Consider the following 14134-nt stretch of genomic DNA (forward strand, 5'->3'; position numbering starts at 1 on the left):
CGGGTGTCTTGACTTCGCCCGACACGAACGGATCAGACTAAAATCAACCCATCCTATAGCGCCTCGGCAATTGCGACCAGCGCGCGGTCGACCGCTGCGGTGGCTTGGCTGTCGGTGCCGTCGGGCATATCGTTGGCCAGCGCCGAAAAGATCAACGTCTTGCCGCTGCGGGTGGTGAGATAGCCCGACACCGCGCGCGACGCGTTGAGCGAACCGGTCTTGGCGAACAATTTGCCTTCGAGGATCGTACCCTTGAAGCGGCTCTGCAACGTGCCGTCGCGCCCGGCGATCGGCAGTGTGCCACGCCACGCCATGCCCCACGGTTGGCGCGCGATCCACGTCAGTAGGCCGACGGCAGCGCGGGGGCTGATGCGGTTATAGCTCGACATGCCCGACCCGTCGGCGAAGTAATATCCCGCATCGGGCAGCCCCGCCTGCGTCATTACCTGCCGCATCACCGCCTGGCCATCAGCGATCGAACCGCTGCCCGCTTGCCGTGACACGCGGCGCAGCATCAGTTCGGTATGGAGATTCTGGCTCTCTTTATTGATCCGCACCATATTTTCGGCGAGCGAAGGCGCAGGCAGTTCGGCGAGCATCGCGGGTTCCGCGGGCAGAACCACCGGTGCGCCCTTGCGGGCCTTCGGATCGTCAGCGGGCGTCAGCTGCCGGTGGCGCACATCCACATCGCCGTCCACGCGTACGCCGCGCGCGCGCAGCATTCCCTGAAAGCGCCACGCGGCGTAATGCGCCGGATCGTCGATGCCATAGCGCAGCGTCATCGGCGCGGCGTCGGCACCGACCGTACCGGTCATACGGAGGGTGCGGCTGTTCGGCATCCGATCGGCCTCGACCCCTTCTTCCTTGCCCGCGACGGTGACGACCCGATTTTCGATGCTGTAATAGCCCGAAGTCTGAATTGTCGGCGCGGCCCCGACCGCTCCCGGTGCGAGCTGCACCACCAACTCGTTATCGTCGAGTGTCAGCGCCGACGTGCCGGTGCCATAGCGTGACGAGATATTGTTCCAGCTCATCCCCGGGCTCCAGCGCTCGTCGGGGAACCAGCTGTCGTCGCCAATGATATTGCGGACGACGCGCGTCTTGGCCGCGACCGCATCGGCCAGCGTCCGCAGGCAATCGACGGTGCAGTCGTCGGCACTCGACAAAGTCGCATCGCCGCGGCCGTGCAGAATGACGTCGACCGCGCCATCGGCGCCCGTTTCGAGCCGCACCCCGGTGCCTTTCGCATTCTGCTGGAGCAGCGGCAGCTCGGCATAGGCGATGGCGGTCGTAAACATCTTGGTGTTCGACGCCGGAATGAAACGCTCGTCGGGGGCGATCGACACCAGCACGTCGCCGTCGAGCGTCGTGACCAACAGCCCAAACCGCGATCCGGCCGGCCCTTCGGCCAGTTTCTGCTCGACCGTCGTCAACAGCGGTGCGGGCGCCGGGCTGGTCGCCGTCTGGGCGTGGGCCGGAGCAAGAAGGAGCGCGAGCGCGAAGGCCGGAGCGTAGCCTTTGATGAATATCGTCATATGCTCTCCCGTGCATCCCATGCTGTGATAACCCGGTCGCTCACCGTGGGGCGCAGGGTCGTGATGCCGCTGTCGGCGTGGCGGGTCGGATGGACCCGGTTGGTCAGCAGCGTCCAGGCGAGACCGCGCTCAAAATCGATCCACAGGCCGGTGCCGGTAAAGCCGGTATGGCCGATCGTGTCGGCCGAACAGGCGTCGCCGCCATGCCACCCGGCGAAGGCGCGTTCCCAGCCGCAGGTGCGATGGCGTTCGTTCGCTCGGCGCGCTTCGCCCATCATCGCAGGCGACAGCAGCGATCCATCGAGCATCGAGCGGGCAAAATCCAATACCCCGTCGACGGTGCCGAACAGCCCCGCATGACCCGGCGCACCGCCGAGCGCAAAGGCATTTTCGTCATGCACTTCGCCCTTCATCACGCGCCCGCGCCAGCTGCAATCTTCGGTCGCCACCGCCGGGCCGGGCGGCGGTCCATAGCGCAACCCTTCGTTCAGCGGCCAGGCGGAAAGCGCCGCGCCGGTGATGCGTTCGATCGCGATGCCGAGCAGGATGAAGTTGATGTCCGAATAGACCGGCGGTCCATGCCGCCATTCGCGTTGCAAGACGAAAGCGCACAACCGCGCCGGATCGTCGCCATAGGTATAGAGTGGCTCGACCGCGGGCAGGAAGCTGCGGTGCATCAGGCAATCGCGGAAGGTCAGCTGCCGCTCGGCGGCACCCACGACATCATATTGGCGCAGGTCGGGGATCGCGTCGGTCAGCGGCCGGTCGAGCCCGATCCGCCCCTGCTCCGCCAGGGTCAGGATCATCGTCGTGGTCGCGATCACCTTGCTGAGCGATGCGAGGTCAAACCAATGTTCCCGCGTGAGCGCTTCGCGCTCCGGGGCAACAGCGGCCATCCCGGCAAAGCACACCGCGCGCTCACCCGCCGCGCCCACCACGCCCAGCGCCGCGCCAGGAATGCGGCCGCTATCGACCGCCGCCAGCGCCGGAGCAAACCCGCGCTCGCAAATCGTCGCGATCGTCATGGGACCCCCGCCGCGGATGGCGGCGCTGATGGCTCGACGACCGGCTCGATCGCCTTTTCCCAGCGCGCGACCACGCTCGTGACGGTCAGATTGGCGCTGGCGCTCGCCACGGTGCGCGTCATGTCGAGCAATCGATCAAAGGGCAGGATGAAGCCGACGACCAACGCCGTCTGCTCGGGCGTAATGCCGACCGACGAGAGGACCGCGGCGAGCATGAACAGCGAGGCTGACGGGATAGGTGCGGTCCCGAAAGCGGCCAGCGCGCCGGTCAGCAGAATGATGACGAGCATCGACAGGTCGGGGTCAATGCCGACCGCCTGCAACGCGAAGATGCTAAGCAGGCCGACATACATCGCGGTGCCGTCTTTGCCGATGCTCGCGCCGATCGGCAGCACTGTCTTTGCTACCCCGGGGGCGATCCGCAGATCTTCGAGCGCGATGCGCAGCGCGACGGGCAGCGTCGCAGCCGATGATGCGGTCGAAAAGGCGACCGCCAGCGCGTCGACGATCGTCCGGTAAAAGCGGATCACTGGCTGCCGCGCCACAAAGGCAATCAGCGGCAGATGGACGAGCAGGATCTGCAGGATCACCCCCGCCGCGACCGCGACCGCCAACCAGCCGATGTTGGTGAACACCGCGACGCCATTGTCGGCGACCGCCTTGGCGATCAGCGCGAGCACCCCGAAGGGCGTCACTTCCATAACGATCCGCACCAGATGGAACAGCACTTGCCCCGCCGATTGCAGCAAATTCGCCATTGGGCGCCCCTGTTCGCCCGCCAGGATGACCCCGAAACCGAACAGCATCGAAAAGAAGATGATCGCCAGCATGTCGCCCTCGACCAGCGCCTGGACGATGTTGACGGGGACGATACCGACCAGCTGATCATGCAGCGACTTGGCCTCGCCCAGCGCATGCGGGACGGCGCTGCCGAGCGCGGCGCCCGCGCCGGGTTCGATCAACAGCCCGACGGCCATGCCGATCGACACGGCGCAGAAGGTCGTGAAGGCGAACAGCCCGATCGTGCGCGCGCCGACCGAACCCAGCTTGCGCGGGTCGGCGAGCGCGGTAACCCCCGACGCGATGCTGATGAAGACGATAGGGACGACGAGCATCCGGATCAGCCGCACGAACAATTCGCCGATGACGGCGATGGCGGACGTTGCGGCGGGCCAGGCGAGGCCCAGAAACACGCCGATCGCCATGGCCCCCAGGACGCGTTGCCACAGCGGAATCGCGAACCAGCCGCGAAGAAACCCTGTCATCGACCCATATGCCCTGTCCCTATCAGATCCCGCCCCAAAAGCCGGGCTGCGGCGGCGACAGCAGGCCGTTCGCGCCGCTGACTCCGCCGGCGCGATCCTCGGCAAGCCAGAGCGGTCCGTCAAGGTCGGCGAAGGCACTGTTCGCGGCAATCGCCCATGCCGGGGCGATCGACAGCGATGAACAGATCATGCAGCCCGTCATCACGCCCAGCCCGCGCGCGCGCGCCGCGTCCGCGAGTTCAAGCGCGCCGGTCAACCCGCCCGTCTTGTCGAGCTTGATATTCACCACCCCATAGCCATCGGGCAGCGCGTCTAGATCAGCGGCGACATGCACCGATTCATCGGCGGCGATCGGGATCGCCGAGCGGAAACCGACGAGATCACCGTCGGCGTCGGCGGGCAGCGGCTGTTCGAGCAAGTCGACACGCAGATCGGTCATCAGTCCTTGCAGATTGCGAACCTCGTCGATCGTCCAGCTTTCGTTGGGATCGACGATCATCCGCGACTGCGGCGCCGCTGCGCGAACCGCGGTGAGCAAAGCGGTGGGGTCGTTGCGGTCGACTTTGACCTTCAGCAGCGGCGCGGCGGCGAGCGCGGCGGCGGCGCCCGCCATATTTTCGGGGGTGTCGAGGCTGATTGTCATCGCGGTGACGATCGGGCGCAGCGGCTGTTCCAGATCGAGCACCGCGGCCATATTGCTGCCCGCCAGTTGCAGCTCCAGATCCCAGAGTGCGCAATCGATCGCGTTACGCGCCGCCGAGGCGGGCATGCGCTGGAGCAGCTCCTGCCGACCCAGCCCCTGTTCAAGCGCGCCGCGCATCGCCTCGATCGCCGCAATCGCGCTTTCGACGCTCTCACCATAACGGGGATAGGGGACGCCTTCGCCGCGCCCGGTCATGCCGTCCTGACCGATGGTCACTGTCACGACCTCTGCCGCAGTCTTGACCCCGCGCGAGATGCGAAAGGGTGCGTGCAGCGGAAACGTCTCGCCAAAGACGGTCAGGGTGCGACTCACGGCGAAAAAGTCAGGCGGTTTCGGCGAGGGCGGGTGCGCCCGTCGCGTTGACCAGCAGCCGGTCGAGAATCGTCTCGACTCCGAACCGGTAAGGATCGCTGGTCGGCAGGCTGAATTCGGCCTCGGTCGCGGCGCACAGCGCGCGCGCTTCGTCCTCGGCCATCGCCGATGTGTTGAGCGCGATGCCCACGAAGCGCACATCGGCGTTGGTCAGCCGCGCGGCGCGCAGATTGGCCTCGATGCAGTCGGCGATACCCGGCAGCTGATAGTGCGACAGGCCGCGCATATGCGGCCGCACCGGATCGTGACACAGGACGAGCGCGTCGGGCCGCGCGCCGTGCAGCAGCCCCATCGATACTCCGGCGAACGACGGATGATAGAGCGAACCCTGCCCCTCGATCAGATCCCAGCCGCTATCGCTGCGCGCGGGCGAAATCTGTTCGATGGCGCCCGAAATAAAGTCGGCGACCACCGCATCGAGCGGGACGCCGTCGCCCGCGATCAGGATGCCGGTTTGCCCGGTCGCGCGGAAATCGGCGGCGACGCCGCGCTTTTCCAGCGCGCTGGCCAGGCAAAGCGTCGTGTACATTTTACCGACCGAACAGTCGGTGCCAACGGTCAGCAGTCGGTTGCCCGCGCGCGGCTTGCCGTTGCCGATCGGAATGTCGGGCCTTGGGTCGCGCACATCGTGCAGCTTGCGGCCGAGCCTCGCCGCGGCAGCGATCAGGCGGGGTTCGGCGTTCAACCGGTGGTGCAGTCCCGACGCCACGTCGAGTCCGGCCTCCATCGCCGCCAGCGCATCGACGATCAGATCTTCGCCCAGCCTGCCCCCGGCATTGGCGATACCCAGCACCAATGTCCGAGCCCCGGCCGCGCGCGCTGCGGCAAAATCCATTCGCGGCAGATCCAGCGTCAGCCCGCAATCATCGTGGCGATATTCGCCGATACAAATGTCGGGCCGGAACACCGCGAGCCCGCGCGAGGTCTTGATGTCAGCGGCGTCGTTCGCTTGGCCGAGGTAGAGAAGATAGGGCGTTTCGATCATGGCTCAGAGCAACCTGCGGGACGATGAAGGCACCGACATTAACCTCACCCGCGGCGCGGCCCCAATATCCAGCGCCCCATATCCTATAGCTTGACGCTATAGCCCTTCGATCACCGTCGCGAGCACGGTGAGGAAGTCCGCTGCCGTTCGCGATAGCGGACGATTCTGCAAATAGACCGCGTTGATGTCGAAGGTGATCGCGGGCTGCAACGGTCGGCTGGCGAGGCCGGGGGGCAGCGCGGCGTGGGCGGTGAAATTGTCGACGATCGCCATGCCGACCCCTGCGCTGACTAGCCCCGCGGCAACATAATAGGTGCGGGCCGACACCACCTCGTCGAGCTCGACCTCCAGACGGCTGAGTTCGCTCGACAGCATCCGGCCGATCGGGCCGCTCTGAACCGGGCTGATGAATTTTTGCCCGCGCAGCTCGTCCAGATGCAGGCGCGGCGGCGCGGCGGGCATATCCTCTTCGCGGTAGATCACCACCAGCTCGCCCTCGCCGATCACCTGATGCGCGACGGGGGCGGTCAGCGGCACTTCGAAACTGATCGCGATGTCGGTTTCATGCTCATAGAGTTTGCGCACCATTTCGTCGTGATGGAGCGTCTGGAGGTCGAACATGATATCCTCATGATCGCCCAGAAACCGCGCCACTGCGGCGGGAATCGCGCCGAGGCCCAGCGAGGGAAGCGCAGAAATGCGGAGCAAGCCGCCACGCCCGTGGCGCAGATTCTGGCAGGCCTGGCGGAGCGAGCGCACCCGGTCCTGAATGTCGGAGACTTCGGCGAACAGCGTATGCGCGTCCTGCGTCGGGATCAGCCGCCCCTTCGACCGTTCGAACAAGGTCAGGCCGATCGAGCGTTCGGCATGGCGCAGAACCTTGGTCACCGACGGCTGCGAGACATTGAGGGACCGCGCAGCGGCGCTGACCGTGCCGTGCAAGAAGACCGCGTGAAAAATCTCGATCTGGCGCAGGTTCATTCGGTCTTTGTCCCAAGCAGCAGCAATCGGGCCGCGAAAGGCCCGCCTTGCCGCCTTATGCCATTGGGTTATAGGGGCTGCAACTCCCCCCTCTGGACGCGGGACGTCGGTTCGGGACATCTTCCGCGCAGGAAAAGCTGCACCGGCGGCGCGCGCTTCATGCGGCTCACCATCGTTCGCACGGAAGGATCACACCGATGCCATCGCCTGTTTCGTCCCCGGTTCGCCGGACCATCGGCGTGCTTGCGGTGGTCACGGCGTTGCTTGGAGTCGCCGGAGCCATGGCGCGGACGGACGAGGCGGTCGATGTGATCATCCGCGGCGGGACGATTTATGACGGCAGCGAGGGCGAATCTTTTGTCGGCGATGTTGCAATCCGCGGCGACCGGATCGTCCATGTTGGTCTCTCCGGCGGCTATTCAGCCAGGCGGATCATCGACGCGACGGGGATGATCGTCGCGCCCGGCTTCATCGATCCGCACACCCACGCCGACAGCTTCCTGCGTTCGCCCGACAAGGACGTGCGCGTCAACGCCGCCTGGCTGCACCAGGGGGTCAGCACCGTGATGATCGGGGTCGATGGCAACGGCACGCCTGACGTTGCCGCCGATAGCGGCAAACTGGCAGCGTCGGGGATCGGCACCAATATCGTGCCGTTCGTCGGGTTCGGCCCGGTGCGGCAACGGGTGCTGGGTCAGGATGCGCGCGCGCCGGCCGCGGGCGAACTGGGCGCGATGAAGGCGCTGGTTGCCAAGGGCATGTGCGAAGGCGCGGTGGGGCTATCGACTGGGCTCTTCTATGCGCCGCAAAGCTTTGCAAACACCGACGAGGTCGTGGCGGTGGCGCGCGAGGCGGCGATTCGCGGCGGGCTTTACGACACCCACCAGCGCGACGAATCGAGCTACAGCATCGGCCTGCTCGGGTCGGTCGAGGAAGCTATCGCGATCGGCAAGCAGGCGGGAATGCCGGTTCATTTCGCGCATCTCAAAGCCCTGGGCGTCGACGTTCATGGGCAGGCGAGCGCGGTGATTGCCGCAATTGATGCGGCGCGGGCCGCGGGCGTCGATGTGACCGCCGACCAATATCCCTGGCTCGCGTCGGGATCGAACCTCGACGCGGCGCTGCTGCCGCGCTGGGCAGTCGATGGCGGCGGCGCGGCGCTGCTAAAACGGCTCGACGATCCCGCCATGCTGGCGCGGATCCGGGACGAGATGCAGGAAAATCTGCGGCGGCGAGGCGGCGCGAGCGCCCTGCTGCTGATAGACCAGGACTTTCCCTGGACCGGCCGGACGCTGGCGCAGGTCGCGGCCGAGTGGAAACTGGATAGCCGCGATGCATCCCTGCGGATCATCCGTCAGAGCATCACGGCAAAGCAGCAGGGCCAAAAGGGGGGCGGCACGTCGGTCGCATCGTTCAACATGGCGCAGGCCGACGTCGACCTGTTGATGCAGCAGTCGTGGATGGTCACCTCGTCCGACGGATCGAACGGCCACCCCCGCATGTTCGCGACCTTCCCCGAAAAATACGCGCGCTATGTCCGCGAGCGCAATGTCATCAGCGTGCGGACGTTCATCCGCCAATCGACGGGTCGCACCGCCGACATCTATAAGCTGGACCGGCGCGGCTATCTCCGCCCGGGGTACTTCGCCGACGTGGTGGTTATCGATCCCGCCGAATATGCGCCGCGCGCCGATTATGTCCGCCCTCGCGAACTGAGCGTCGGGGTCCGAAACCTGTTCGTCAACGGCGCCTTGGCTATAGATGACGGCCAAACCACCGGGATAGCCGCGGGCCGCGCCCTGTTGCAGCCCCGCCCGTCCAACTGCGCCGCACGCTAAAAGCCGGTTGGCACCGACGATCGTCGCTGCGGGCGAGCAACAAGGACGCCACGCAAAAACGGCATCCGAAGACCAGCCTTGGTCCAACGTCGGACGCAAAAACCCCATAACCGCTCAGTTTTAAGTGATAATTCGGAGATTTTGGAGGCCCGAGCCGGAATCGAACCGGCGTGCGCGGATTTGCAATCTGAACGCCTAGCTACTGGCGGTTTCTTTCGGCCCCTCTTGGGTACGTCTGATCCACAGAAAAGCTGGTTTTTTCGGTTTCCAAATACGGTGTGCGACGGTGAGAGGCTAGCAGGACCCCCAACCTGAGTGCTGCCCACGTGCTGCCCGTCCGTAAACTAGGGCCTTGTACGCGAGCGACATACTCCCGATATTTCGGGGATTGGGGAGTCACCTGCCTGCGATTTGACGGGTCGCATGTTGAAGGAGATACCCAGTGCCGAAGACCCCACCGACCAAGGCCGACCTGTCCACGCGAAGCTTGCGCGGTCTGAACCCTGCGAGTGCGGAGGTAATTTGGGATATCCGCATCTCCGGCTTCGGTCTCCGAACGCGCCGCAATAACGACCCCGCTCAATGGCGCTGGGTCTTCTCCTATCGCGAAGGTGGTCGAGGAAGCGCCCAAGTGAAGCTGTCAAAAGCATATGCTGAAATGACACCCGAACAAGCAAGGCGCTGGGCGGAACGCGAGCGCGGGCGAAAGGGGACCAGCGAGGGTGAACGGCAGAAGCGGTTGACCGCTGACGCCGCCCGGATCAAAGATAAGCGCACACCCACCGTTCAACGCTTGTGGGATGAATATTGGGAAGGCGAAGGCCGCCTCAAGAAAGCCGCGCATAGCTATAGGCAGCTTTGGCGAGACCACCTGTCCCCGACATTTGGTTCGATCAAGGTCACCGATCTCACTCCCGCGATGGTGGAGCGTTTCAAGGTCACGAAGAGGGAAACTCCCGGCGCATGTAACCGCGCTCTGGCTCTCCTGAGCAAGATGCTCTCGCTAGCTGTCCTGTGGGGCTATCGGGAAGGGTGTGCGCCTGAGCACCCGGTGAAGGGAGTTAGCCGCTATCCTGAGCACCAGAGCGAGTTTTACTATACGGCGGATGAATGGGGTCGACTGTTGGAGGCCGCAGACAACGACCAGCACCGGGCGGGGGGACTAGCATTGCGTATGCTTGCATTGACCTCGGCAAGGCTGGGAGAAGTGACACGCGCACACTGGGGTCAAATCGAGTTCGAGACAGAAGAAAAAGGCGGGGGCGCTTGGTGGACGGTTGAAAGCACCAATACCAAAATTGGACGCCCGGTGACCCGCTTCCTCGATCCCGATCTCGCCCAGCGCCTCTTAGAATGGAAGCCTATTTCCATTGCATTGCAGTCTGCGAGACCCGTAGTCGAGCTGGGCCAAGCGGCTCAATGGTGGGTGTTCCCGCAGCAGTTCGATCCCCGATTGCCGCTCTTGCGGCTCAACAACGTTTGGGAGCGAGTGTGGAAGCGGGCAGGCGTAAGGAAGGGCCGCATCCACGACCTAAGGCATACGGGGGCTACCCATCTGGTAATCGCAACGGGTTCGTTGGAGGCAGCGATGATACAATGCGGCCACGCCACCCCCATCACTACTCGGCGTTATGCACACGTAGTTCCTGAGGTTCGCAGGGCGAACGGCATGAGACTGGCGGGTCTCGCAGCACAGGCTGAGGAAGACGCAAAGGCCCGGAAGGCAGCGGATAAAACGGTAGTGCCGATGAAAGGGCAGCGCGATGTGTCAGACGCGATTGGCCGTCCTGCATTGCAAGTCTACAGCGAACGGGTGCCCCGGCAACGTGGATAAGAAGCACAATCCCAAAACTGATTTCCTTGTCGGGCCGTGCCCAGCCTCCTCAGCCGCTTGGCTGCGAGTGAATTACAAGCGCGTCTGTTCGCTGGTGGAAGCTAAGCCGATGCCCCTTCGTCCCCGCTTTGAATAGCAGGCGGGACGGGGGCAGCCCCAGCCTTGCCTTTGCTGAGCCGCCCAACAATCAACTCAGCCCAAGGGCTCCCGTGATTTTCTTCTTCAACGTGTCGCAACGGAGCTTCATCGAGGCGATCAAGAATTGAGGCAAATAGGCGCTTTTCAAAGGCTGGATCAACTTTGACCGCCTCGCGACGGTAGCCTTCGAACGCTTTTGCAACAGAAGCCTTGAACGCGTAGTCCTCTGCAAGGCGAAACCGCTGACCTATTTGCTTAGTCAATATCCAAGCCAACCAGACCGGCCCAGCGACGCTGATGGCAGTCAACAGGACATGCACCCAAAGCAATTGAAGTGACACGTTCGGCTTTTCAATCAACGTGTGGATAGCTTCAATTCGTCCTGCCGAAAGCCATGCTGCCGTTCCTAGGGTTAAAGCGAGAAGGCCGCCAAGCACCATAGTTGACGTACCCAACGCCTTGGCCTTGTTATCAAACGCCGCCCCGAGACCCTGTGTGGTTGCGGCAGCCTGAGCCGCTTCGGTATTCGCAACTAGCTGCTCGGCCTGTTGCTTGAGCAAGTCGATTGCCTTCTGATCGGCATCCGCCGCTGCAAGAGCTTCGCCTACCTTGCCCTTCACTCCTTCGATTTCTTTCATTGCCTTAGCATACGCGGTCTGGGCTTCAACCAACGCCTGTAGATCGGCAGGAAGTGCCTCCGCCGTCGCCCGAGCCGCGTTAATCTCGTCAATCTTAGCGGCGATATCGCCCCCGTCGGTGACGGCTTTGTCGATAGAAGCTTGTAGTTGTCGTAGCCGCCGGAGCTGAGACGTTGGGACTAGCTTTTGATCCTCTATCTTCGTCCAATCAGGATCGGATAACGCGTATTGTTCCAGCAAAACCTTCAAAGCATCAATCATTGAAATGGCGGTGATGTAAACGTGAAAGGCATTTCCGCCCGCAACGTTTGGCAATACTTCGCTTTGGAAGTGCGAGATTCGGCCCGGATATCCGTTCAAAATATTGAGATCTACGTCGCTCACCTCTCTGTCCGGCAAACTTTGAATGACGAGGATCGGCTCACGGATCAGCGCAGCGAATTCATCGCGCGTGATCGCGGGCATATTCCAACCCCAAATCTGGTTTAATGGCTCATCTCGCCCGATATTGGCATGTAGCTGAGTTGCTAGCGCGTCTAAAGCTCCAGATATCTGGTCGAGTATTGCGGTCCCATCAGTCATCCCGTCCCCCACGCTACATGCAGCATTGCCGCTATTCACAATAATATAGTGGCCAATTCTATATACACAACGATGGGTCTTGCCGTTCTGCAATTGATAACGTCGGGCTGGCCTCTCAATCATCTATCCCGAATGACTCCATGCGTTCTCGGCGCGCAAGGAGGGTAGGCTGCGCATCCTCTAACCCTCAGCAGGTCTTGTCGTGAACCGAACACCTGAGCTGTGGTTCGCCGCGCGCAATAACCAGGGCTCGACCACTGGTAGCTAATATATAAGAGAGACCATCATTCGGTCTTTCGGTTAAAACCCCCCCGCCCCCGGTGACCCCATAAGGGAGGGGTTTAGGGGAGGGAGGATGTCACATTCTAGGAGAGAGGAGGGTAGCTGGTGCTGAACCTCGCCCTTCCCTCAGCCCAAGCAATAACGTCAGACCGACAATAGCGAACGCAGTTGCGAGACAACCGAAGATACCTCGGTCCTCCGCCTCTCCATCGCATATCTTCAAGCGTCCGGACACTGAGCTTCAAGACACCGGCTGCTTCCGTGGGCGTCAGAATGATATCGCAGCCTCGGGGGTCGCGAGTGTCAGCCATTGCAGACGCCTTCCACCACCAAGACAGAGGGGTCGAGGCGGTACAGCTTCTTTCGGCCCGTGCCCTGCTTGCTCTCGACGAGAACCCCGTGCTTGTTCCTCAGCTGGGACAACCGCGCCGGAACCTCGGAAGTTCTTAACTCGCAGACGATTTCTAGCACTGTCACCCAGCGATGGCGATTGAGCCACAAATAGCAAAGGAGCCGCGACCACTCACTTTGGCGGATGGTTTTCACCTCTCCTTCGTCAATTTGGAAGGCAACGGAGTTGTTAGGGTAGTTCATCGTGGATCTCCGACGATATGGACGGAGCGCATGAATCAAGAACGCCCGCCCGAATGGGCGCGACGCCTTTACCAAGGGCGAAGCAGAAATGTGGGATGGTCGGCGGCCAACTATATTAGGCCTAATGATCTCTTCGGTGGCCACCGGTGAAAAGCGGCCCTTGCCGCAACCTTATCCGGTTTGATCTTCGAAATAGGAACGCTGGGAAACATTACAAGAGAAAGCGCGCTAACGAGAACCACTGGGCCTCGTGCGTTCCATCTAACGACGTAACAAGTCCCGCAATTCTCCCTCTCGATCAGGGTTATTGGCCAAATCCATCGTGTCTCGAATGGCATCAATCTGGGCAATGAATGGGGAGCTTCGCTGTTCAAGAACCACGCTTCGCGCGCTCCTCAATGTCCGTCCCTGAGCACGCAGAATATCGATTTGCAGTTGCTCGTTGGCTGTGAAGCGAGGGCGACCAGATTGTACCCATCCCCAGTAACTCCAAAGCGCGCCGCCCCCCGCAACCACTGCGGCGAACACCAAGAGCGAGCCGAACGAAATAAGAGCTGTATTCATCGACAATCTCTCCTCGCCCCATACCCGAGAGGCAATGTCACGATTAGCATACATACTCGCGAGGGTGAATGCCGCCAAGTCCTCCAATGGATGTGGTCCGGCTCTTCGGTGAAAATGTGCGAAAAGAACGGCTCGCGCGCGACCTTACCCAGCAGGACCTAGCCGCCAAATTGGGGATGGAACGCAGTTACCTCAGCGAGCTAGAGCGTGGCAGGCGCAATCCGACCGTTCAGGCTTTGGGAAGGCTCGCCGACGCGCTTGAATTAGAACCTTGGGAACTGCTCAGACCCTAGCCGCAAATTTCAGCACAAATTCCTCCGCCCCTGCGTATAGCGTCGGTCAAGCACCGCCTGTCCCCCGTACCCCCTTGGCGACCCCGGCTCGGTATCTTTCATGGCGTAATCGCCTTAGTGTCTCAATGCCATCGCTTCACTGAAATCAACAGCTGCTCTGCTCAGGATGCGGTGCGTCACAGTCGGAACAGCGAGAGTAGCAACGCAACGACCGTGCTGCCCCAGTGCTGCCCAATACGACCGAGCACAGATCAGACGTAGGTCGCATGCGTCCCGCTTACGGCCAAGGCCATTGAGATTCCTCGCGGATTCTGCTATTGAGTTTGGAGGCCCGAGCCGGAATCGAACCGGCGTGCACGGATTTGCAATCCGCTGCGTCACCACTCCGCCATCGGGCCTCATGCCAAATTACCGCATCCCTGAGGGATGGGCCGGGTGTTGGACGGCGCCGCTAGTGAGGGGCTTTCACTGCCTTGTCAAGGATTCGCCCATGCACCGGCTTGTC

General features: G+C 62.7%; 13 protein-coding genes and 2 tRNA genes. 3 read left to right on the forward strand and 12 right to left on the reverse strand.

The window, feature by feature from the left end:
- Positions 1-53: 53 nt before the first annotated feature.
- The 6 genes from dacB to ACQY6T_RS12435 all read right to left on the reverse strand — a co-directional run bounded on the left by dacB (position 54) and on the right by ACQY6T_RS12435 (position 6866).
- Complete coding sequence (dacB, locus tag ACQY6T_RS12410) at positions 54-1535, reverse strand: D-alanyl-D-alanine carboxypeptidase/D-alanyl-D-alanine endopeptidase (RefSeq protein WP_428631111.1); 1482 nt, start codon at positions 1533-1535, stop codon at positions 54-56.
- Entirely contained in the window at positions 1532-2560 is a 1029-nt protein-coding gene (locus tag ACQY6T_RS12415) for a serine hydrolase domain-containing protein (RefSeq protein WP_428631112.1), read from the reverse strand. The genes dacB and ACQY6T_RS12415 overlap by 4 nt, the downstream gene beginning before the upstream one ends.
- Positions 2557-3825: a dicarboxylate/amino acid:cation symporter gene (locus ACQY6T_RS12420; protein WP_428631114.1), complete on the reverse strand. Its 1269-nt coding sequence runs from the start codon at positions 3823-3825 to the stop codon at positions 2557-2559. Before ACQY6T_RS12420 ends, ACQY6T_RS12415 begins: the two co-directional genes overlap by 4 nt.
- A 22-nt stretch (positions 3826-3847) precedes the next feature.
- On the reverse strand, positions 3848-4840 hold the full coding sequence (dgcA, locus tag ACQY6T_RS12425; RefSeq protein WP_428631115.1) for an N-acetyl-D-Glu racemase DgcA: 993 nt from the start codon (positions 4838-4840) through the stop codon (positions 3848-3850).
- A 10-nt stretch (positions 4841-4850) separates the two neighbouring features.
- Positions 4851-5885, reverse strand: a complete 1035-nt coding sequence (gene dgcN / locus ACQY6T_RS12430) for an N-acetyltransferase DgcN (protein WP_428631116.1) — start codon at positions 5883-5885, stop codon at positions 4851-4853.
- Between the two features lie 96 nt (positions 5886-5981).
- Positions 5982-6866, reverse strand: coding sequence for a LysR family transcriptional regulator (locus tag ACQY6T_RS12435; protein ID WP_428631117.1), 885 nt, complete (start codon positions 6864-6866; stop codon positions 5982-5984).
- Between the two features lie 281 nt (positions 6867-7147).
- Here ACQY6T_RS12435 and ACQY6T_RS12440 point away from each other — a divergent pair, with 281 nt between their 5' ends.
- Positions 7148-8704: an N-acyl-D-amino-acid deacylase family protein gene (locus ACQY6T_RS12440; protein ID WP_428631118.1), complete on the forward strand. Its 1557-nt coding sequence runs from the start codon at positions 7148-7150 to the stop codon at positions 8702-8704.
- Between the two features lie 142 nt (positions 8705-8846).
- On the opposite strand, the gene ACQY6T_RS12445 is transcribed toward ACQY6T_RS12440, so the two are convergent.
- Positions 8847-8926 (reverse strand) — tRNA-Ser (locus tag ACQY6T_RS12445).
- 220 nt (positions 8927-9146) lie between these two features.
- On the opposite strand from ACQY6T_RS12445, the gene ACQY6T_RS12450 reads away from it, so the two are divergent.
- Complete coding sequence (locus ACQY6T_RS12450) at positions 9147-10538, forward strand: tyrosine-type recombinase/integrase (RefSeq protein ID WP_428631119.1); 1392 nt, start codon at positions 9147-9149, stop codon at positions 10536-10538.
- A gap of 101 nt (positions 10539-10639) precedes the next feature.
- Here ACQY6T_RS12450 and ACQY6T_RS12455 read toward each other — a convergent pair whose 3' ends face one another.
- From ACQY6T_RS12455 to ACQY6T_RS12470, 4 genes are all read right to left on the reverse strand, one after another.
- Positions 10640-11896 (reverse strand): hypothetical protein, encoded by a 1257-nt coding sequence (locus tag ACQY6T_RS12455; RefSeq protein ID WP_428631120.1) that lies wholly within the window; start codon positions 11894-11896, stop codon positions 10640-10642.
- A gap of 365 nt (positions 11897-12261) precedes the next feature.
- Positions 12262-12489, reverse strand: coding sequence for a helix-turn-helix transcriptional regulator (locus ACQY6T_RS12460; RefSeq protein ID WP_428631121.1), 228 nt, complete (start codon positions 12487-12489; stop codon positions 12262-12264).
- A complete protein-coding gene (locus ACQY6T_RS12465) occupies positions 12482-12772 on the reverse strand; it encodes a hypothetical protein (RefSeq protein WP_428631122.1) in 291 nt (96 codons plus the stop codon). Before ACQY6T_RS12465 ends, ACQY6T_RS12460 begins: the two co-directional genes overlap by 8 nt.
- Before the next feature lie 261 nt (positions 12773-13033).
- Positions 13034-13336, reverse strand: coding sequence for a hypothetical protein (locus tag ACQY6T_RS12470; protein WP_428631123.1), 303 nt, complete (start codon positions 13334-13336; stop codon positions 13034-13036).
- A gap of 86 nt (positions 13337-13422) precedes the next feature.
- Here ACQY6T_RS12470 and ACQY6T_RS12475 point away from each other — a divergent pair, with 86 nt between their 5' ends.
- A complete protein-coding gene (locus ACQY6T_RS12475) occupies positions 13423-13629 on the forward strand; it encodes a helix-turn-helix domain-containing protein (protein ID WP_428631124.1) in 207 nt (68 codons plus the stop codon).
- 324 nt (positions 13630-13953) lie between these two features.
- On the opposite strand, the gene ACQY6T_RS12480 is transcribed toward ACQY6T_RS12475, so the two are convergent.
- Positions 13954-14027 (reverse strand) — tRNA-Cys (locus tag ACQY6T_RS12480).
- Positions 14028-14134: the final 107 nt, after the last annotated feature.

The sequence above is a fragment of the Sphingopyxis sp. genome (assembly GCF_965279725.1).
GTDB lineage: Bacteria > Pseudomonadota > Alphaproteobacteria > Sphingomonadales > Sphingomonadaceae > Sphingopyxis.